Consider the following 17,642-nt stretch of genomic DNA (forward strand, 5'->3'; position numbering starts at 1 on the left):
ACGTTCACGCTTGTTGTTGTCTGCGATCATGAAGCTGCCCGTCCTCGTCCTCTGCCTGGTCGCCACCGCCGCGGCCGCCCCGCTCGCCCTCGCCCAGACGCCGATCGACCCGCTGGACGCACGCGACGTCCGGCGTCTCGACAAGATGGAACAGGTGGTCCGGGAGCTTCGCGCCATCGTCTTCCAGGGCCGCGACATCGGAAAGCCGGTCGTGGTCCAGCCGGCCGAGACCGACTATCAGCTCCAGGAGGTCAGCCGCCGGCTGGCCGACCTCGAACAGACCATCACCCGCATGACCGGCGACCTGGAGAACGCCAACCGCCAGGCCGAACTCGCCAAGCGCGACGCCGAAGCCCTGCGGACCGAGAACCGCTCCCTGTCCGACCGGATCGCCAGCCTCGAAAGTCGCGCCCTGGCCGAGACCGTGGCCCCGCCGGGCGGCCTGGGCGGCGCGTCCAGCGGCCTGTCGGCCAACGACCTCTTCAGCGAGGCGCGCCAGGCCCTCACCTCCGGCGACTACGCCGCCGCCGAAAGCGGCTTCCGAGAATATGTCGACGCCTATGGTGACAGCTCCAAGGCCGCCGAGGCCCGCTACTGGCTGGGCAAGGCCCTGACCGCCCGCGGCGCTCACGCCGACGCCGCCGGGTCCTACATCGCCGCCATCCGGGGCTGGCCGTCCACCTCCTGGGCGCCTGACGCGGTGGTGGAGCTGTCGCGCTCGCTGATCGCCCTCAAGAAGCCGGCCGACGCCTGCCAGACCCTGGCCGAATTCGCCAAGCGCTATCCCAAGGCCTCGACCACGGTGAAGACCCGCGCCGCCCAGGCGCGCAACCAGGCCAAGTGCGCGGCCTGATCGACGAGACATTGACCGGCGGCGTCTACGCCGTCCTCGACCGCCGCCTGGCGGCCTCTTCCACCGCGCCGCTGGCCGTGGCGCTGTCGGGCGGGGGCGATTCCCTGGCCTTGGCCCTGCTGGCCGCCGACTGGGCCAAGGTGCGCGGCCGCAGGCTGCTGATCCTCACCGTCGATCATCGCCTGAACCCGCAAAGCGCCGACTGGACGAAAACCTGCGCCGCGCACGCCGCGCGGTTGGGCGCGGACTTCCAGGCCCTGGCCTGGAACGGCGACAAACCGGCCCGCGGCCTGCCCGCGGCCGCCCGCGCCGCCCGCCACCGCCTGCTCGCCGGCGCCGCGCGGAAGGCGGGCGCGCGGGTGATCCTGATGGCCCACACCGCCAGCGACATCGCCGAGGCCGCCGCCATGCGCGTCGCCGGCTCGACCACCCCTTCGCCGCGCGAATGGACTCCTTCGCCGGTCTGGCCGGAAGGCCGCAGCGTCTTTCTGCTGCGCCCCATGCTGCACCTGGCGCGCGGCGAGATCCGCGCCTGGCTCGCCGCCCATGGCGAGACCTGGATCGAAGACCCGGCCAACGCCGACCTGCGCTTCGCCCGCGCCCGCGCCCGCGCAGCCGGCGCGGACCTCGCCCTTCCCGAACCGGCCAACCAACCGCCGGCGGCGGACGTGGAGGTCGACGCAGCCGGCGTCGTCTCCCTGCCTCGCACAGCGCTCACCCCGAGAGCCCTGGCGGTCGCCTGCCTCTGCGCGGCCGGCGCCGAGCGGCCGCCACGCGCCGAGCGCCTGGCCCGCATCATCGCCCTGACGGCGACCGGCGCGCCCTTCATCGCCACCCTGGCCGGCGCACGTATCGAGGCCAGCACGGACCGACTGTCGATCATGCGCGAACCGGGCGAACTGGTCCGCCGACCGCCCGCGCCGCTGATCCTCGCAGCGGGCGAAGCCGGCGTCTGGGACGGCCGCTTCGAGATCGCCGCGGACCGGCCGGCGCGGATCGTCCCGCTCGCCGGTCTCGCCGCTCGCCTGCCGCCGCTCGACGCCGCCGCGTTGCGGGAGGCCCCGGCCAAGGCCCGCGCCGCCCTTCCCGCCGAAGCCGAACCGCCGCGCCTGCGCATCGCTTCGGGCGCGGGCTTGACCGTCCGCTGCCTGGTGGAAGAGCGCCTGCTCGCCGCCCTTGGCGCCGTCGACCGCGAGCCGGCCGCCTAGAACCAGGTCAGGTCCGTGCGCCGCCCGTCCACGATCACGCCCTTCAGCCGCGCACGCCCGTCGGCGCCGACCGAGACCACCGCAAAGGCGCTGGGCGCCGAACCGTCCGTCCGCCGCGCGCGCAGCGCCCGCTCGATCCGCTCGGCCTCGTCCTGGTCAGCGTGGAAACGGTCGACGCCCATGTCGAGCGTGACCGCATTGCCCTCGCGATCCCCGAACGCCATGCGCGAGCAATAGACCCCGCCGCGTACGGCCAGCGCCGCCTCGCCGCCCAGGACCGCCGCGCGCGTATCGGCTGCCCGCACGAAACGTCCCTGACCGGTCAGGCCCAGCCACTTGCCGGCCGCATAGGCGCTGGGCGCGTCAGGGCACGGCTGGCCCGCCGGCAGCCTCTGGGTCAGGCGCAGCGCCACATAATGCCCGGTCAGCAGGTCGCGCGGATCGACCGCCTCCATCGGCAGGGCGACCTCCCGCCCCCTCGCCCGAGCCCGGCTTTCGGAGATCACCAGCCCCACCAGCACCACGATCAGGCCCGCCGCCACGATCAGGATGCGCCAGGAAAGCGCCAGCCTCATGCCCGCCTCCCCTTGCGCATCACCAGACCGGCGGCCAGCGCGATCACCGCGCAGGCCGCGAACAGCCCGGCCGCCGTCATCAGGCCCAGCCCGAGGTCGAACAGGATCGCGCACACCCCGGCGATCATCGCCGTGACGCCTGCGGCCGTGACCATCGTCTGCCGGTCGTGCATGCCCAGCGCGATGGCCCCGCCGGCCAGCATCAGCCAGCCGGCGCGATGGGCGATCTGCGCGCCGCCCTTCAAGTCGTCGAAGCCGGCGACCGCATAGAGCGCGAACGCCCCCCAGACGAACCACAGCAGGAAGACCAGCGCCGTCCGTCGCTCGCCCAATTGCCGCGACAGCCCCGCCAGCCCGGCCAGCACCGCCGCCCCCGCCAACAGGCCCGGCGCGCCGAACCGCTCGTAGAGCGAGATCACCGCCACGAGGCCGACGATCAAGGCCAGGCTCGCCGCATGGGCCAGCGGCCGCGAATTCCACAGCCAGGCCAGCGCCATCCCGACCGGAGCCGCGAAGATCAGCCAGCGCGACTCGCCAGCGCCAAACCGCCCGGCGAATTCCCCCAGCCCGATCAGGGCCAGGGCGACCACGCCCGCGGCGCTGGAGCGCCCGGCCAGCGCCAGCAGGCCGGCGGCGATCCCCGCTCCGCGCAGCGCCGCCTGCGGATCGCCGGCGATGTCGAAGATCTGGCCGGTCAGGCCGATGGCCGCCGCATAGACGCAGGCCGCCACCGCCAGCAGGGTGTTGGTCATCAACGGCCGGCGCCCGTCCCGGCCGGTCCAGGCCGCCGCACCCGACACCGCGGCGAACAATCCAAGGATCAGGCCGAACCGGGGCAGCCGGGGGATCGCCCCCCAGTTGGCCGCCACGAAGGCGATGGCCGCCGCGCCCAGCAGCAGGGCGCCGACCACCGCCAGGGCGGCCGAGGCGTCGATGCGCCGGCCGTCCGACACCCGGTCCAGAATGGCCTGGCGGCTGCCCGGCGACACCAGCCCAGCCTCGATCCATTCGTCCAGGTCGTCGGTCAGTCGAGCCTTGTAGCTCGCCATCCAGGCCTCCGCGCCGCCTCGCTTCACACCGACCCTCGCCCAGGGCCGCACGGAAGTCACGCGCGAACGCCCGCCCCTGGACGGGGCCGGCGAGCTTCGCCATGATCTGTCCTGCAACCTTCAAGAGAGGCAGCATGTCAGAGCTTGCGATCGAGGCCCGGGCCTAACCGCCGAACCGGCGTCCTCGTCTCCCATCGGCAGTCAGGCCCCAACGTCCGCGCCCTCGCATCGCGAGGCTGGCCCGGGCGCGTTTTCTCATGTCTGAATGCTGGATACCTCCTTGAACATCTCCAAAGCGCAGCAACGCACGCTGCACGCCCTGGCCCAAGGCGGCCGGATCGTCCTCGAACGCGACGATCGGGGCGACATCGTCTCGGCCGACTGCATCACCCGCGACGGCTGGACCCTCAGCGACTGCGACGTCGCCATCTTCAAGAGCCTGAAGAAGAAGAGGCTGATCGCCAGCCGGAACGGCCAGCCCTACCAGATCACCCGCGAGGGCCTGGTCAACCTGCGCAGCCAGCTCGACAACCGCACGAGCATGCGGGCCTTCTAGTTCGGCGCGTACTTCAGGAAATGGACGCGCGCGGCGCCGTAGTCGCGCGCGTCCAGCTTCTCGAATCCCGCGACCTCGAAATCCGGTTCGTCGCTTCCGCGCTCGAACATCACCACCGCGCCATCGGCCAGCCAGCCGCCGGCCGCCAGCCTGGCCAGCGCCTGCTCACCCAGCCCCTTGCCGTAGGGCGGATCGAGAAAGGCGAGGTCGAAGGCCGGGCCGTCGGCGCCGGGCCGCGTCCCGAGGTCCGTGGCGTCGCGCCGATGCACCCGCGTCCGCCCGAACAGTCCCATGGCGTCGACGTTCTGGCGGATCGCCCCGCGCGCCAACTCGTCGGTCTCGACGAACAGGCAGAAGGCCGCCCCCCGCGACAGCGCCTCGAACCCCAGGGCGCCCGAACCTGCGAAGAGATCGATGACCCGCAGGTCGCGCACGCCCGGCGACCAGCCCGCATGCTCCAGGATGTTGAACACCGCCTGTCGCGCCCGGTCGGAGGTCGGGCGCGTGCGCTCGCCCGGCGGCGTGACGATGGCCTTGCCGCGGAATTCGCCCGAGACGATGCGCATCAGCCGTCCCGCTTAGGCCCGCGCGAACCGCCGGGCCGCGGCCCCTTCGGGCCAGGTCGCGGGCCGCCGGGCTTGCCGCCGCCGGAATGCGGACGGTCGGAACGCGGCCGCTCCGAACGTGGGCCACGCGGCCCATCGCCTCGCGCGCCCGAAAAGCCGGGCTTGCCGCCCGGACGGGGGCCGCGCGGGCCATCGGCGCGCTCGGGACGCCCCTCGCCGCGCGGACCGCCGAAGCTGCGCGGCCTGGCCGGCTTGCCGTCATTGGCGCGCGGCCCCCGCTCGATCAGGGTCGCGCCCTTGCGCGGGCCGCGGGGCGAGCGCGGCTTGTCGAAACGCTCGGCGCGGCTTGCCTCTTCGCCGGCGGCCCGCGGCGGTCCGCGCTCGTCCCGGCTCTTGCCCTTGAAACCTTCGCGCTTGAAGCCCTCGCCCTTCGACGCCGGACCGCGCCTGGCTGGCGCTTCGCGCGGCGGCGGGGCCAGCGGGTCGCCCGGCGAATAGGTGCGGATGCCGCCCGGCGTGTCGCCGGCCAGGCGCGAGGACCGGCGGCGCGGCGCCTTGACCGCTTCGGCCCCCGCCGCGTCGCCCGGACGCGGCGCGCGGCGCGGCTTGGCGCTCTTGATCTTCACGGCGACCTTCGGCCGCGCCCAGCCGTCCTTGTATTCGGTCTTCGGCTTCGGCTCGGCGGCCGCGCTCGAGCCGCGGCGGCCCGTGCCGTCATGCACCGCATGGGCGCCGGGCGGGGCCTTGGGCGTCTTGAAGGCCGGCCGCTCGCCGGTCGGCAGGTTCTCAGGATCGATATGCTCGGCCAGTTGTTCGCGGATCACCCGCGGCCCGACCTCCTCGATCTGGCCGACCGGCAGCGTACCCAGCGCGAACGGGCCGTAGGACATGCGGATCAGCCGCCCGACCTCCAGCCCGACCGACTTCAGCACCTTGCGCACTTCGCGGTTCTTGCCCTCGGCCAGGGTGACGGTGATCCAGACATTGGCGCCCTGCGGGCCGTCCTTGGCCTTGTCGATCCTGGCCTCGATGGGACCGTAGCGGACGCCCTCGACGCTCACGCCCTGGGCCAGCTTGTCGAGGTCGGCCTGGGTCACGCGCCCGCGCGCCCGCACCCGATAACGGCGCACGATCTCGCTGGAGGGCTGTTCCAGCGAGCGGGCCAGCTCGCCGTCGTTGGTCAGCAGCAGCAGGCCCTCGGAATTGATGTCCAACCGGCCGATGGAGATCAGCCGCGGCAGGCCCGGCGGCAGGGCGTCGAACACCGTCGGCCGCCCTTGCGGGTCCTTGTGCGTGGTCAGGAGGTCGACCGGCTTGTGATAGCGGAACAGGCGCGTCGGCTCGGGCGGGTCCACCACCTCGCCGTCGACGGTCAGGATGTCGTCGGGCCTGACATTCACCGCCGGAGTGGTCAGCACCTCGCCGTTCAGGGCCACGCGGCCCTCTTCGATCAGCTTCTCGGCGTCGCGCCGCGAGGCGACGCCCGCGCGCGCGAGGGCTTTTGCGACACGCTCGCCTTGACCTGGCGCCGTCTCGTCGTTTCGTTGGGGGTCGTGGATCATGATCATCGCACCATGCGCATCGCGCTCGCGGCGGCGCAAGACGCCGCGTCGCGCGGGGAAACTCCTGTGGGCGCCGTCGTCGTCGATCCGAAGACGGAGGAGGTCATCGCCATCGGGGCGAACGGCCCCATTGGCGCGCACGATCCGACCGCTCATGCCGAGATCGTCGCCCTAAGGCAAGCCGCCGCGAAGCTGGGCAACTATCGGCTCACCGATCTGACCCTCGTCGTCACGCTCGAGCCCTGCGCCATGTGCGCCGGCGCCATCAGCCATGCGCGCATCGGCCGCGTCGTGTTCGGGGCCGAGGACCCGAAGGGCGGCGCCGTGGTCCATGGCCCGCGTTTCTTCGAACAACCCACCTGCCACTGGCGTCCGCAGGTGACCGGTGGCGTCCTGGCCCAGGAGAGCGCCGAGCTGTTGCGCGCCTTCTTCCAGGCGCGGCGCCGGAAGAAGGCCTGACGCGGCTATGCGGAAGTCGCTCACCCTGTCCCTGATGCTGGCGGCCCTGGCCGGCGGCGCGCGCGCCACGCCGGTCGACGACGTCCAGACGCTGGGCTGGCTCGCCGGCGCCTGGGTGCAGCAGGACGACAAGCGCACCGTGCACGAGGTCTGGTTCGCCCCGGTCGACGGAGTGATGGCCGGCCTTTCCCAGACCCTGCGTCCGGGCCGCAAGCCGTCCATCGAGTTCATGACCATCACCGCCGAACCCGACGGCGCGACCTTCACCGCCCACCCGGCCGACCAGGACCCCACGCCCTTCGTGCTGAAGCCGGGCCTCGGCCGGGACGAGGCGGTGTTCGAGAACCTCGATCACGACTTTCCCCAGCGGATCATCTACCGCCGCTGCGGCGAGGACCTCTGCGCGCGCATCGAAGGATCGGTGAAAGGTCGGTTGCAGGCTCAGGAGTGGCGCTACCGCCCGGCGCCCTGACCGCCCAGTCCAGCCGCGGAAGAGGTCGAGGGCCGGTCAATGCTTGTCAGCATCGTCCCCCGATCCGATGATGCCCCCATTGCTTAGATCATTAGGGAGAAACGCTATGGGTCTGCTGGACGGCAAGGTCGCCATCATCACCGGCGCGGGCGGCGGATTGGGCGAGGCCTACGCCAAGCTGTTCGCCAAGGAAGGCGCCGCGGTCGTGGTCAACGACCTGGGCGGGCCGCGCGACGGCTCGGGCTCGGACAAGGGCGCGGCCCAGCGCGTCGTCGACGAGATCATCGCCGCGGGCGGCAAGGCGGCCGCCAACACCGACGATGTCTCCACCATGGAAGGCGGCGAAAACATCCTGAAGACCGCCTTGGACAATTTCGGCCAGATCGACATCCTCGTCTGCAACGCCGGCATCCTGCGCGACAAGACCTTCGCCAACACCTCCGAGGCCGATTGGGACCTGGTGGTGAAGGTGCACCTGAAGGGCACCTACTGCTGCGTCATGCCGGTCTGGAAGTGGCTGAAGGACAACGGCAAACCGGGGACGATCATCATGACCTCGTCCACCTCGGGCCTCTACGGCAACTTCGGCCAGTCGAACTACGGCGCGGCCAAGGCCGGCATCTACGGCTTCATGCGCGTGCTCTCGATCGAAGGACGCAAGTACGGCATCCGCGTCATGGGCCTGGCGCCCGGCGCCTTCACCCGCATGACCTCCGACCTGCCCGGCTTCCGCGACAAGGAACCCGATCCCATGGCCCTGCCGGAGAACATCGCGCCCGGCGTGCTCTACATGGCCTCGGACCTCGCCGCCGATCACACCGGCAAGGTGCTGGGAGTCTCCTCGCGCGGCGTGCGCGAGATCAAGATGCTGCAGACCGACGGCTTCACTCCCGGCCGGCCTTACACCGCCCAGGAGGTGGCCGAGAACGCCGACAAGGTGTTCTTCCCCACCGCGCCCGAGAAGACCGCGGCGAGCGCCTAGCCCAACGCCGCCAGCCGCGCGTTCAGCCCTTCGCGGACGCGCGGCCACTCCTCCGCCAGGATCGAGAAGATCACCGTGTCGCGGATGCGGCCGGTCCAGGTCATCCGGTCCTGGCGCAGGATGCCCTCCTGCACCGCCCCCAGCTTCAACACCGCCGCGCGCGAGCGGGCGTTGATCGCATCGACCCGGTAGACGACCCGCCGCGCCCCGGCCGCAAAGGCGTGGCTCATCATCAGCCGCTTGGCCGCCGGGTTCACCGCCCCGCCTCGGAACGCCGGCGCGTAATAGGTGCCTCCGACCTCGACCGTCGCATTGGCGCCGTCCGGAGCGATGAAGCAGGTCAGACCGATGCAGCGCCCTTCGACCATCACCGCAAACGCCAAGGTGCGGCCGCTTTCGATATTGCCGGCGAACACCTGCCAGGTGGGATCGAAATGCTCGCCCGCCCAGGAGAACGGATAGAGCGCGGCCCAGATCTCCGGATCGGCGTCGCAGGCCGCGCGCAAATCCTCCCGGTGCCGCTCGTCCAGCGGTTCCAGCCGCACGAAGCGGTCTTCCAGCACCTGCGGTTCGATCTTCATGCAGCGCCTCGCAGGAACAGTTGGGCGGCCTGGGCCAGATAGAGCACGCCGATCCCGGTCACGATCCACCGCGTCCAGCTCTTGAAGTTCACGTCGCTCATGCGGTCGAGGATACGCCCGCCGACCACCGTGCCCAGCATCGACAGCGGAATGGCGAAGGCGAACATCCACCAGGGCGGCATCTCGGCCCCCGGGCTGGTCAGCAGCGGCGTCCCGTAGACCAGGATCTTGGCCAGGTGCGCGAAGACCTGGGTCGCGGCCTTGGTCGCCACGATGGCGTGCCGGCTGAGCGCCGTGCGCACGAAGAAGATGTCGAGCAGGGGGCCGGCGACGCCCGCCGTCAGGTTCAGCCCCGTCACCATCAAGCCCGAGGCGAAGGCCTGGGGCGGCCGCGCCGCGTCCAGGCTGATCCACCGCTGCGGCAGCCACAGCAGAAAGGGGACCAGCCCCATCAGCAGATAGAGCACCGGCTTGGACGGCACGAGGGAGATCAGCGCCACCAGGCCGCCTGCGATAGCCGAGGCCAGGGCGTACCAGCCGACGATGTCCCAGCGCACATGGCGACGGTGCAGCACCGCACGCCAGCCGTTGGCGACCAGTTGCAGCATCCCATGGGTCACGAAGGCCGCCGAGACCGGCAGCACCAGGGCGAGCCCGCCCATCAGGACCAGCCCGCCGGCCATGCCGAACACCCCCGACAGGGTGGCGGTCACGAACGCCAGGCAGATGACGAAGACAGCCGAAACCAGGCTCATGAACAGTCCTCCAGGTTGCGATCGGCTCCAACCGAGGGACACAGGCCCTTGGGCTTCGCCGGTCGGCTGCGCAGGCGCGCTGCGCGGGAAAGAGGATGCGGGTCCGCCCGCGACGCCGCTCCGCCAGGAAGGGCGACATGCCCGGGGATCGCGCCCGCACCTGGCGGGGATCGACCCGGCGCCCTTCGCGTCGCCTCCCGGCGGCCGCGCCGGACGGAGGTTCGCTGTGAGCGAGGCCCTTCTATACCCGGACAAGCCGCGCCGTCGCCCACGAAAAAGGCCCCGGCTTTCGCCGGGGCCTCCGTTCGATCTTCCTGGAGAGAAGCTCTTAGTTGCGGAACACCGCAGCCGTCGACGGATCGACCGGCATTTCGCGATATTGGCGGACCTCGTTGCGTCCGACAACCATGTGATGCACTTCGTCCGGCCCGTCGGCCAGGCGCAGGGTGCGGGTCGAGGTGTACATCCGGGCCAGCGGGGTCTTCTGGCTGACGCCCAGGGCGCCGTGCATCTGGATCGCCTGGTCGATGATCTGGCAGACGCGCTCGGGCACCATGGCCTTGACCATGTGGATCCAGATCCGGGCCTCGTCGCGCGGCAGCACGTCCATGGCCTTGGCGGCCTTCAGCACCATCAGGCGCATGGCCTCGATCTCGATGCGGGCGCGGCTGACGATCTCGATATTGCCGCCCAGATAGACCAGCGGCTTGCCGAAGGCCTCGCGGGTCAGGCCGCGGGTGACCAGCAGGTCGAGAGCCTTCTCGGCCTGGCCGATGGCGCGCATGCAGTGGTGGATACGGCCCGGGCCCAGGCGGAGCTGGCTGATCTCGAAGCCGCGGCCTTCGCCCAACAGCATGTTCGAGGCCGGCACCCGCACATTGTCGAACACGATATGCATGTGGCCGTGCGGCGCGTCAGGATCGCCGAACACGTTCATCGGGCCGAGAATCTTCACGCCGGGCGCGTCGGTCGGCACCAGGATCTGCGACTGGCGCAGGTGGGGCGGGCCGTCCGGGCTGGTCTGCACCATGGTGATCATCACCTTGCAGCGCGGGTCGCCGGCGCCGGAGATGTAGTGCTTCTCGCCGTTGATCACGTATTCGTCGCCGACCAGGGTGGCGCGGGTGTTGATGTTCTTGGCGTCCGACGAGGCGGCGTTGACCTCGGTCATGGCGAAGGCCGAGCGGATCTTGCCTTCCAGCAGCGGCTTCAGCCACTTTTCCTTCTGCTCGGGCGTGCCGACGCGTTCCAGAACTTCCATGTTGCCGGTGTCGGGCGCGGCGCAGTTCATCACCTCCGACGACATCGGATTCTTGCCCAGTTCGACGGCGATATAGGCGTAGTCGAGGTTCGACAGGCCTTCGCCGGTGTGGGCGTCCGGCAGGAAGAAGTTCCACAGGCCCGCCGCCTTGGCCTTGTCCTTGGCCGCGTCCAGCACTTCGAGCTGGCCGGGCGCATAGCTCCAGATGTCGGTCTTGCCCTCGCCCAGGCGATGGAACTCCTCGCTCATCGGCTGGACGACATCCTTGATGAACGCCCTGACCTTGTTGAGCAGCGGCAGCGCCTTGTCGGACATGCGCAGGTCGTTCAGCTCGTCCTGCGGGTTCAGCTTGAAGCTGCTCTCGGACCGGTCGGCGGTCATGGTCATCTCGTCTCTCCCAATGCTTTTTGTGCGGACGGCGCGGGGCGCAGGGCGGCCTGCCCTGCCTCGGATCGATGGCTTAGGCGGGCAGTTTGGACGCTTCCGTGACCAAAATCAAACAAGCGTTTAATGTTTTTTGGAGGCCGCCGCAGTCCCTCGTTCCCCCATGGAAAAGGCGGCCGCAAGCGGCCGCCTTCAACAGGTTAGAAGCTGGCGTCACCGTCCTATTTGGTCGGCAGAGCGCCGGCGCCGGGGCAGATCGCATCCATCAGCGCGTTGTCCTCGGCGCTCTTGGCCGCGGTGGCGTTGGCCGTGCGCCAGTTGGCCGACAGCTCCAGCGGCTTCTTGGGACTGTAGCCGCCCAGGCTGACCACCGTCCGCTCGCGGCAGTTCAGGGCCAGCACCGAGCCGACCCCGTCCGGCTTGCCAGGGCCCGAGGGGCCCATGCGCGGTTCGGCGCCGACCTTGCCAATGGCCTGCATCACCACGACCCGGCCGCTCTGCTGGTCGAGATAGGAATAGTCGGCGTCGTAGGACCATTGCAGTCCCTTGTCGCTGACCGCGCCATAGGGCTTCCAGGTCTCGGCCGCGGCCGCTCCCGAAATGGCGGACGTGAAGATGGCGCCCGACAGGGCGGCGATCGCAAGCGCACAGCGCATGTGTTGGTGTCTCCTGGTGTTCCCTCGCCCCCGACCCTATCTGCGCGGCGCGCCGGTAACCAAGCGGAATCAAAAAACCGCGGTTGCATGCGCTTGACTCGCCCCGGCCCCTTGCCTACCTCCCCGCTGCGTTAGCACTCGGGCGACATGGCTGCTAACGGCCGCCGCCCGACGCTGACCACAGGCATTCAACCGTCCCGAACGGAGACTTAAAGACATGGCGTTTCGTCCTCTGGGAGACCGCGTCCTCGTGAAGCGTGTCGAGGAAGAACAAAAGACCAAGGGCGGGATCATCATCCCCGACACCGCGAAGGAAAAGCCGCAGGAAGGCGAAGTCGTCGCCGTCGGCCCCGGCGCCCGCGACGACAGCGGCAAGATCCAGCCGCTGGACGTGAAGGCCGGCGACCGCATCCTGTTCGGCAAGTGGTCGGGCACCGAGGTCAAGATCGACGGTGAAGACCTCCTGATCATGAAGGAAAGCGACGTCCTGGGCGTGGTCGAATAACCACCCCTTCCCGCTTTCCTCCCCATCCACACATTCTGAAAGAGCAGAAAAATGGCCGCTAAAGACGTCTATTTCTCTTCCGACGCGCGCGACCGCATGCTGCGCGGCGTCAACACCCTCGCCAACGCGGTGAAGGTGACCCTCGGCCCCAAGGGCCGCAACGTCGTCATCGAAAAGTCCTTCGGCGCCCCGCGTTCGACCAAGGACGGCGTCTCGGTCGCCAAGGAAATCGAACTGGCTGACAAGTTCGAGAACCTGGGCGCCCAGCTCATCCGCGAAGTCGCCTCCAAGACCAACGACAAAGCCGGCGACGGCACCACCACCGCCACCGTCCTGGCCCAGGCCATCGTGGTCGAAGGCCTGAAGTCGGTCGCCGCGGGCATGAACCCGATGGACCTGAAGCGCGGCGTCGACAAGGCGGTCACCAAGGTCATCGAAGAGATCAAGTCGACCTCCAAGAAGGTCACCACCAACTCCGAAATCGCCCAGGTCGGCACCATCTCGGCCAACGGCGACCTCGAAGTCGGTGAAATGATCGCCAAGGCCATGGCCAAGGTCGGCAACGAAGGCGTCATCACCGTCGAAGAAGCCAAGAGCCTGGAAACCGAACTCGACGTCGTCGAGGGGATGCAGTTCGACCGCGGCTACCTGTCGCCGTACTTCATCACCAACGCCGACAAGATGGAAGTCGAGCTGGAAGAGCCGCTGATCCTGCTCTTCGAAAAGAAGGTCTCCTCGCTGCAGCCGCTGCTGCCGGTGCTGGAAGCCGTGGTCCAGTCGGGCCGCCCGCTGCTCATCATCGCTGAAGACGTCGAAGGCGAAGCCCTGGCCACCCTCGTGGTCAACAAGCTGCGCGGCGGCCTGAAGGTCGCGGCCGTCAAGGCGCCGGGCTTCGGCGACCGCCGCAAGGCCATGCTGGAAGACATCGCCATCCTGACCGGCGGCGAACTGATCAGCGAAGACCTGGGCATCAAGCTCGAAAGCGTCACCCTCGACATGCTGGGCCGCGCCAAGAAGGTCTCGATCACCAAGGACGACACCACCATCGTGGACGGCGTCGGCGCCAAGGACGCGATCGAAGGCCGCATCGGCCAGATCAAGCGCCAGATCGAGGACACCACCTCGGACTACGACAAGGAAAAGCTGCAAGAGCGTCTGGCCAAGCTGGCCGGCGGCGTCGCGGTCATCCGCGTCGGCGGTGCGACCGAAGTCGAAGTGAAGGAAAAGAAGGACCGCGTCGACGACGCCCTGAACGCCACCCGCGCTGCGGTGGAAGAAGGCATCGTCCCCGGCGGCGGCGTGGCGCTGCTGAAGGCCTCCAAGGCCCTCGACGGCCTGAAGGGCGACAACGCCGATCAGGACGCCGGCGTCGCCATCGTGCGCCGCGCCCTGCAGGCCCCGATCCGTCAGATCTCGGAAAACGCCGGGGTCGAAGGCTCGATCGTGGTCGGCAAGATCCTCGAAAACAACTCGCCGACCTTCGGCTTCAACGCCCAGACCGAGCAGTATGTCGACCTGGTCGCCGATGGCGTCATCGACCCGGCCAAGGTCGTCCGCACGGCTCTGCAGGACGCCGCCTCGGTGTCGGGCCTGCTGATCACCACCGAAGCGGCGATCGTCGAGTCCCCGAAGAAGAACGCTCCGGCCGGCGGCATGCCCGACATGGGCGGCATGGGCGGCATGGACTTCTAAGTCCAAACCCAGCTTCGAAATAACGAAGGGCGGAGCCACCAAGCTCCGCCCTTTTTTTCTCCCTCCCCTTCATGGGGAGGGACAGACCGCGAAGCGGTCAGGGTGGGGCTCGCGGCCTACCCCCTTCTCCAAGCGCATCGGTGATCGCGTCCATAACGCCGCCGACATCGGCCATCACCGTCCCGGCCCAGAAGCGCCGCACGACAAAGCCTTCTCGCCGCAATACGGCGTCACGCACCGCATCATGCGCTGCCGCTTCATCCTCGGCATGCTGCGCGCCATCGATCTCCACCACCAGCCGCCGGCTGAAACAGGCGAAATCCAGATAATATCCGCGAAAAGGCGCCTGCCGCCGGAAGTGGAAGCCTTGGGCGCGCAACCTCTTGAGCCGGCTCCACAACAGGATTTCCGGCGGCGACATCGTTGCTCGCAGTTCGCGCGCGCGTGACGTGGACATGCCCCTGCCCCACCCTGGCGGCTACGCCGCCTGTCCCTCCCCATGAAGGGGAGGGAGAAGATCAGCGCTTCGCGTCGCCGATCACCACGCCGCCGATCCAGCTCGCCAAGCCGGTGATGATCGCCGCCAGGATTCCGGACCAGGCGCCGTCGACGGTGAACCCGGGCAGCATCCAGGCCACCAGCCCGATCATCGCCGCGTTCAGCACCAGCAGGAACAGCCCCAGGGTCACGATGGTCAGCGGCAAGGTCAGGACGAACAGCACCGGCCGCAGGATGGCGTTCACCACCCCGAGCAGCAGGGCGGCGATCAGCAGGTCGAAGACCCCGTTGTAGCTGACCCCCGGCAACAGATAGGCCGCCAACGCCAGCCCGAGGGCCGCAAAGATCAGTCGGGCGAGAAAGCGGGTCATCGGAGCCTCCAGGGATGTTTGCGGCCGAGCTTGGCTGGCTTAAGGATCGGCGGCAACATCGTCTTCAGGAGCTCCCATGCCCTACGTCAACATCCGCATCACCGCTGGCGCCACGACCGAGCAGAAGGCCGAGTTGATCGCCGGGACCACCGAACTCCTGGTCCGGGTGCTGAACAAGAAGCCGGGCAGCACCTTCGTGGTCATCGACGAGGTCCAGACCGAGGATTGGGGCGTCGGCGGGATCAGCATCGCCGAGCGCGACCGCAAGCCCGCGAGTTGATCGCCCGGTTTCACGCCGGTCACATGACCGCCCCGCTTTGGCCGCACCGCCGGTGAAGCTTGCGCCCCGCGCCGGACCGGCGCGCAAGGGTTCAAGGTCATGTTTCGCATCGTCATCGCCGCCGCCGTGCTCGCCGCCGCCCCCGCACACGCTCAACCCTCGCCGCGCCAGGGCCCGCCGCCGGGCGGAGCTCACGAGCGCCTGTTCATCAGCCCCTCGGGCGAGCCGTTCCGCGGTGAGGACGGCCTGGCCGCCTGGTTCTCCGGCGCCGACGCCGACCACGGCGGCGCCCTGACCCTGGACGAATTCAGGGACGACGCCCTGCGCTTCTTCAAGCGGCTGGACACCGATGACGATGCGCAGATCGACGGTCCGGAGAACACCGTCTACGAGACCAAGATCGCCCCGGAGATCACCCGCCTCGACTTCGGCCCCGGCGGCCCTGGCGGCGGCCCGCCGCCCGGCAAGCGCCCGCTGATCCGCAAGATCGACCGCCACGCCCAGCCGCGCACGGGGGCCGCGCGCTTTTCCCTGCTGAACGAACCCCAGCCCGTTCGCGGCGCCGACGCCGACCTCAATCAGCGGGTCAGCCGCGACGAATGGGCCAAGGCCGCCCGCCGCCGCTTCGAACTGCTCGACACCGACCAGGACGGCAAGCTGACCCTGGAGGCCCTCCGCCCCCGCCTGGCGCGTTAAGCCCGCGCCGTCTCCACAACCGGGACCGTCTGGCTCAACCGGCCGCCGATGCGGATCGGTTCGATCCGGCGGGCCAGGCCGGTGAAATCGTCGGTCTCCACATAGACGCCGCAGACGGTCGCCGGCCCTTCGGCCGGCTTGTAGCGGCCGCCGGAGATGCGGGTGGTGAACCTGCGCAGCGGCTCCTCCTTCTGGTTGCCGATGACGCTGTCGTAGTCGGCGCAGGCTCCCGCATCGGTCTGATAGGCGGTGCCGCCCGGCAGGATCTGGCAGTCGGCGGTCGGCACGTGCGTATGGGTGCCGACCACCAGGCTGGCCCGGCCGTCGCAGAAGTGGCCCATGGCCATCTTCTCGCTGGTCGCCTCGGCGTGCATGTCCACCACCACGGCGTCGGACACCATGCCCAGAGGCGCCTTCTCCAGCTCGCGGTCGACCGCGGCGAACGGGTCGTCCAGCGAATCCATGTGCACCCGGCCGAGCAGGTTGATCACCACGATCCGCTTGCCTTCCCGCGTCTCGAACAGGTTGGCGCCGCGCCCTGGCGCGTCGGCCAGGACCGGATAGTTCAGCGGCCGGATCAGGCGCGGCTCGCGCACGATGTAGGTCAGCGCCTCCTTCTGGTCCCAGGAGTGGTTGCCCAGGGTCAGGCAGTCGGCGCCGGCGTCGAACAGCTCGCTGGCGGTGCGCTCGGTGATCCCGAAGCCGGCCGCGGCGTTCTCGGCGTTGACGATCACGAACTCGAGGCCCAGCTCGCGGCGCAGGGCCGGCAGATGGTCGGCGAGGCCGTCGCGTCCGGCGCGACCGACCACGTCGCCGAAGAAGGCGAAACGCATGTGCAATTAGTCCTTTCGGAAGCGGGTATAGCCGGTTTCCGTCAGAATGGCGTCCAGCCTTTGGTCGTGCGGCTCCATGTCCAGCGCCTCGACCTCCTGGCCGGTATAGGCCAGGCCCAGGACGAACACCTGCCCCTGGGCGCGCAGGGCCGTCAGGGTGCGGTCGTAGTGGCCGCCCCCCTGCCCCAGTCGCCCGCCGGCCGCATCGAACGCCAGCAGCGGACAGATCACCAGCCTCGGCGCGACCTCCGGCGCCTGCGGCGGCGGCGCCGGCACGCCGAAGGCGTCGGGAACCGGCGCCTCGCCCGCCCGCACCTGGCGAAACGCCAGCGGCCAGGCGGCGCCCAGCGTCACCGGCATGGCCAGCCGCCCGCCCGCTGCGATCAGCCGCTGGGCCAGCGGCGTGGGATCGAGCTCGGTCCCCATCGCATGATAGCTGGAGAACCAGCCCAGCCGCGCCAGCTCCGCGACCGGCGCATGGGCGGCGGCCGCCTGCGCCGCGTCCGGCGCCTGCTCGGCCAGGACGCGACGCCGCTTGCGCAGGGCCGCGCGCAGGTTCGCCTTGTCGGATGGATCGCTCACCGCGCCGGATATAGCGCGAAGGGTGGCGGCGCCGCGAGAGCCGTGAAGGTCGGTTTAATCCCCTCGACCTGGCTGACCAGGTGGGCGCCGTAGTGCCTGGCCCCACGGGACCAGGCAGGGACAGCTCCCTTCGAAGAAATTAAGGTCGCTGGGATAGATTGCCTTCGACGCGAACCGCAGCACGACCCGCCGAGGCCCAAGGTAGGGCGGCGAGGCCCGAGGTACAAGCAGCGCGCCTCCAATTGCTCCCCCTCTGGGGGAGCTCC

The 17,642-nt window shown here is 69.9% G+C and carries 22 protein-coding genes and 1 other RNA gene; 10 read left to right on the top strand and 13 right to left on the bottom strand.

The features are described 5' to 3' along the window. The first annotated feature begins 28 nt into the window (after window positions 1–28). Both ybgF and tilS read left to right on the top strand, forming a co-directional pair. Window positions 29–853, top strand: coding sequence for a tol-pal system protein YbgF (gene ybgF, locus ACE3TL_RS04925; RefSeq protein ID WP_374577610.1), 825 nt, complete (start codon window positions 29–31; stop codon window positions 851–853). Beyond that, window positions 841–2,061, top strand: coding sequence for a tRNA lysidine(34) synthetase TilS (tilS, locus tag ACE3TL_RS04930; RefSeq protein ID WP_374577611.1), 1,221 nt, complete (start codon window positions 841–843; stop codon window positions 2,059–2,061). The genes ybgF and tilS overlap by 13 nt, the downstream gene beginning before the upstream one ends. Here tilS and ACE3TL_RS04935 read toward each other — a convergent pair. Together ACE3TL_RS04935 and ACE3TL_RS04940 are read right to left on the bottom strand one after the other, a co-directional pair. Continuing rightward, window positions 2,058–2,636 (bottom strand): GDYXXLXY domain-containing protein, encoded by a 579-nt coding sequence (locus tag ACE3TL_RS04935; RefSeq protein ID WP_374577612.1) that lies wholly within the window; start codon window positions 2,634–2,636, stop codon window positions 2,058–2,060. The genes tilS and ACE3TL_RS04935 overlap by 4 nt on opposite strands. Beyond that, complete coding sequence (locus ACE3TL_RS04940) at window positions 2,633–3,685, bottom strand: DUF2157 domain-containing protein (protein WP_374577613.1); 1,053 nt, start codon at window positions 3,683–3,685, stop codon at window positions 2,633–2,635. The genes ACE3TL_RS04935 and ACE3TL_RS04940 overlap by 4 nt, the downstream gene beginning before the upstream one ends. Window positions 3,686–3,965: 280 nt before the next feature. Between ACE3TL_RS04940 and ACE3TL_RS04945 the strand changes: the two genes are divergently transcribed. Next, complete coding sequence (locus ACE3TL_RS04945) at window positions 3,966–4,241, top strand: YjhX family toxin (RefSeq protein WP_374577614.1); 276 nt, start codon at window positions 3,966–3,968, stop codon at window positions 4,239–4,241. Here ACE3TL_RS04945 and rsmD read toward each other — a convergent pair. Further along, a complete protein-coding gene (gene rsmD / locus ACE3TL_RS04950) occupies window positions 4,238–4,807 on the bottom strand; it encodes a 16S rRNA (guanine(966)-N(2))-methyltransferase RsmD (protein WP_374577615.1) in 570 nt (189 codons plus the stop codon). The genes ACE3TL_RS04945 and rsmD overlap by 4 nt on opposite strands. Further along, a complete protein-coding gene (locus tag ACE3TL_RS04955) occupies window positions 4,807–6,369 on the bottom strand; it encodes a pseudouridine synthase (RefSeq protein WP_374577616.1) in 1,563 nt (520 codons plus the stop codon). The genes rsmD and ACE3TL_RS04955 overlap by 1 nt, the downstream gene beginning before the upstream one ends. Before the next feature lie 12 nt (window positions 6,370–6,381). Here ACE3TL_RS04955 and tadA point away from each other — a divergent pair, with 12 nt between their 5' ends. The 3 genes from tadA to ACE3TL_RS04970 all read left to right on the top strand — a co-directional run bounded on the left by tadA (window position 6,382) and on the right by ACE3TL_RS04970 (window position 8,282). Continuing rightward, window positions 6,382–6,828: a tRNA adenosine(34) deaminase TadA gene (tadA, locus tag ACE3TL_RS04960; RefSeq protein ID WP_374577617.1), complete on the top strand. Its 447-nt coding sequence runs from the start codon at window positions 6,382–6,384 to the stop codon at window positions 6,826–6,828. Between the two features lie 7 nt (window positions 6,829–6,835). Beyond that, complete coding sequence (locus tag ACE3TL_RS04965; protein ID WP_374577618.1) at window positions 6,836–7,300, top strand: DUF6265 family protein; 465 nt, start codon at window positions 6,836–6,838, stop codon at window positions 7,298–7,300. 106 nt (window positions 7,301–7,406) lie between these two features. Further along, window positions 7,407–8,282 carry an SDR family NAD(P)-dependent oxidoreductase gene (locus ACE3TL_RS04970; protein WP_374577619.1) on the top strand — a complete coding sequence of 292 codons (876 nt, stop codon included), beginning with the start codon at window positions 7,407–7,409 and terminating at the stop codon, window positions 8,280–8,282. Here ACE3TL_RS04970 and ACE3TL_RS04975 read toward each other — a convergent pair. The 4 genes from ACE3TL_RS04975 to ACE3TL_RS04990 form a co-directional block, all read right to left on the bottom strand. Continuing rightward, on the bottom strand, window positions 8,279–8,863 hold the full coding sequence (locus ACE3TL_RS04975; protein WP_374577620.1) for a GNAT family N-acetyltransferase: 585 nt from the start codon (window positions 8,861–8,863) through the stop codon (window positions 8,279–8,281). The genes ACE3TL_RS04970 and ACE3TL_RS04975 overlap by 4 nt on opposite strands. Further along, entirely contained in the window at window positions 8,860–9,618 is a 759-nt protein-coding gene (locus ACE3TL_RS04980) for a TSUP family transporter (protein WP_374577621.1), read from the bottom strand. Before ACE3TL_RS04980 ends, ACE3TL_RS04975 begins: the two co-directional genes overlap by 4 nt. Before the next feature lie 328 nt (window positions 9,619–9,946). Further along, on the bottom strand, window positions 9,947–11,260 hold the full coding sequence (locus tag ACE3TL_RS04985; protein WP_374577631.1) for an acyl-CoA dehydrogenase family protein: 1,314 nt from the start codon (window positions 11,258–11,260) through the stop codon (window positions 9,947–9,949). Between the two features lie 224 nt (window positions 11,261–11,484). Beyond that, entirely contained in the window at window positions 11,485–11,919 is a 435-nt protein-coding gene (locus tag ACE3TL_RS04990; protein WP_374577622.1) for a hypothetical protein, read from the bottom strand. Window positions 11,920–12,136: 217 nt separating this feature from the next. Between ACE3TL_RS04990 and groES the strand changes: the two genes are divergently transcribed. Both groES and groL read left to right on the top strand, forming a co-directional pair. Beyond that, on the top strand, window positions 12,137–12,424 hold the full coding sequence (groES, locus tag ACE3TL_RS04995; protein WP_374577623.1) for a co-chaperone GroES: 288 nt from the start codon (window positions 12,137–12,139) through the stop codon (window positions 12,422–12,424). 51 nt (window positions 12,425–12,475) lie between these two features. Beyond that, window positions 12,476–14,116, top strand: coding sequence for a chaperonin GroEL (groL, locus tag ACE3TL_RS05000; protein WP_374577624.1), 1,641 nt, complete (start codon window positions 12,476–12,478; stop codon window positions 14,114–14,116). Window positions 14,117–14,213: 97 nt separating this feature from the next. Here the strand turns inward: groL and ACE3TL_RS05005 are convergent, their stop codons facing one another. Both ACE3TL_RS05005 and ACE3TL_RS05010 read right to left on the bottom strand, forming a co-directional pair. After that, window positions 14,214–14,573: an endonuclease domain-containing protein gene (locus ACE3TL_RS05005; protein WP_374577625.1), complete on the bottom strand. Its 360-nt coding sequence runs from the start codon at window positions 14,571–14,573 to the stop codon at window positions 14,214–14,216. A 61-nt stretch (window positions 14,574–14,634) separates the two neighbouring features. After that, the gene (locus tag ACE3TL_RS05010; protein ID WP_374577626.1) at window positions 14,635–14,985 is read right to left on the bottom strand and encodes a phage holin family protein; all 351 of its coding nucleotides are present in this window, start codon (window positions 14,983–14,985) and stop codon (window positions 14,635–14,637) included. Window positions 14,986–15,061: 76 nt separating this feature from the next. Here ACE3TL_RS05010 and ACE3TL_RS05015 point away from each other — a divergent pair, with 76 nt between their 5' ends. Next, window positions 15,062–15,265, top strand: a complete 204-nt coding sequence (locus ACE3TL_RS05015; RefSeq protein WP_374577627.1) for a 4-oxalocrotonate tautomerase family protein — start codon at window positions 15,062–15,064, stop codon at window positions 15,263–15,265. Window positions 15,266–15,364: 99 nt separating this feature from the next. Next, on the top strand, window positions 15,365–15,961 hold the full coding sequence (locus tag ACE3TL_RS05020; RefSeq protein WP_374577628.1) for a hypothetical protein: 597 nt from the start codon (window positions 15,365–15,367) through the stop codon (window positions 15,959–15,961). Here ACE3TL_RS05020 and ACE3TL_RS05025 read toward each other — a convergent pair. From ACE3TL_RS05025 to ssrS, 3 genes are all read right to left on the bottom strand, one after another. Beyond that, the gene (locus ACE3TL_RS05025; RefSeq protein WP_374577629.1) at window positions 15,958–16,794 is read right to left on the bottom strand and encodes a YmdB family metallophosphoesterase; all 837 of its coding nucleotides are present in this window, start codon (window positions 16,792–16,794) and stop codon (window positions 15,958–15,960) included. The genes ACE3TL_RS05020 and ACE3TL_RS05025 overlap by 4 nt on opposite strands. A 6-nt stretch (window positions 16,795–16,800) precedes the next feature. After that, window positions 16,801–17,376 carry a 5-formyltetrahydrofolate cyclo-ligase gene (locus ACE3TL_RS05030; RefSeq protein WP_374577630.1) on the bottom strand — a complete coding sequence of 192 codons (576 nt, stop codon included), beginning with the start codon at window positions 17,374–17,376 and terminating at the stop codon, window positions 16,801–16,803. A 24-nt stretch (window positions 17,377–17,400) separates the two neighbouring features. Next, a non-coding RNA gene (ssrS, locus tag ACE3TL_RS05035) (6S RNA) lies at window positions 17,401–17,562 on the bottom strand. Window positions 17,563–17,642: the final 80 nt, after the last annotated feature.

Source organism: Phenylobacterium sp. (assembly GCF_041920015.1).
In the GTDB taxonomy this organism is placed as follows: Bacteria; Pseudomonadota; Alphaproteobacteria; order Caulobacterales; family Caulobacteraceae; genus Phenylobacterium.

Excerpts from the sequence above, each read along its gene's own strand:
- ybgF (WP_374577610.1), top strand. The coding sequence starts at position 29 with ATGAAGCTGCCCGTCCTCGTCCTCTGCCTGGTCGCCACCGCCGCGGCC.
- ACE3TL_RS04935 (WP_374577612.1), bottom strand. The coding sequence starts at position 2,636 with ATGAGGCTGGCGCTTTCCTGGCGCATCCTGATCGTGGCGGCGGGCCTG.
- ACE3TL_RS04940 (WP_374577613.1), bottom strand. The coding sequence starts at position 3,685 with ATGGCGAGCTACAAGGCTCGACTGACCGACGACCTGGACGAATGGATC.
- rsmD (WP_374577615.1), bottom strand. The coding sequence starts at position 4,807 with ATGCGCATCGTCTCGGGCGAATTCCGCGGCAAGGCCATCGTCACGCCG.
- ACE3TL_RS04955 (WP_374577616.1), bottom strand. The coding sequence starts at position 6,369 with ATGATCCACGACCCCCAACGAAACGACGAGACGGCGCCAGGTCAAGGC.
- tadA (WP_374577617.1), top strand. The coding sequence starts at position 6,382 with ATGCGCATCGCGCTCGCGGCGGCGCAAGACGCCGCGTCGCGCGGGGAA.
- ACE3TL_RS04965 (WP_374577618.1), top strand. The coding sequence starts at position 6,836 with ATGCGGAAGTCGCTCACCCTGTCCCTGATGCTGGCGGCCCTGGCCGGC.
- ACE3TL_RS04970 (WP_374577619.1), top strand. The coding sequence starts at position 7,407 with ATGGGTCTGCTGGACGGCAAGGTCGCCATCATCACCGGCGCGGGCGGC.
- ACE3TL_RS04975 (WP_374577620.1), bottom strand. The coding sequence starts at position 8,863 with ATGAAGATCGAACCGCAGGTGCTGGAAGACCGCTTCGTGCGGCTGGAA.
- ACE3TL_RS04980 (WP_374577621.1), bottom strand. The coding sequence starts at position 9,618 with ATGAGCCTGGTTTCGGCTGTCTTCGTCATCTGCCTGGCGTTCGTGACC.
- ACE3TL_RS04985 (WP_374577631.1), bottom strand. The coding sequence starts at position 11,260 with ATGACCGCCGACCGGTCCGAGAGCAGCTTCAAGCTGAACCCGCAGGAC.
- ACE3TL_RS04990 (WP_374577622.1), bottom strand. The coding sequence starts at position 11,919 with ATGCGCTGTGCGCTTGCGATCGCCGCCCTGTCGGGCGCCATCTTCACG.
- groES (WP_374577623.1), top strand. The coding sequence starts at position 12,137 with ATGGCGTTTCGTCCTCTGGGAGACCGCGTCCTCGTGAAGCGTGTCGAG.
- groL (WP_374577624.1), top strand. The coding sequence starts at position 12,476 with ATGGCCGCTAAAGACGTCTATTTCTCTTCCGACGCGCGCGACCGCATG.
- ACE3TL_RS05005 (WP_374577625.1), bottom strand. The coding sequence starts at position 14,573 with ATGTCCACGTCACGCGCGCGCGAACTGCGAGCAACGATGTCGCCGCCG.
- ACE3TL_RS05010 (WP_374577626.1), bottom strand. The coding sequence starts at position 14,985 with ATGACCCGCTTTCTCGCCCGACTGATCTTTGCGGCCCTCGGGCTGGCG.
- ACE3TL_RS05015 (WP_374577627.1), top strand. The coding sequence starts at position 15,062 with ATGCCCTACGTCAACATCCGCATCACCGCTGGCGCCACGACCGAGCAG.
- ACE3TL_RS05020 (WP_374577628.1), top strand. The coding sequence starts at position 15,365 with ATGTTTCGCATCGTCATCGCCGCCGCCGTGCTCGCCGCCGCCCCCGCA.
- ACE3TL_RS05025 (WP_374577629.1), bottom strand. The coding sequence starts at position 16,794 with ATGCGTTTCGCCTTCTTCGGCGACGTGGTCGGTCGCGCCGGACGCGAC.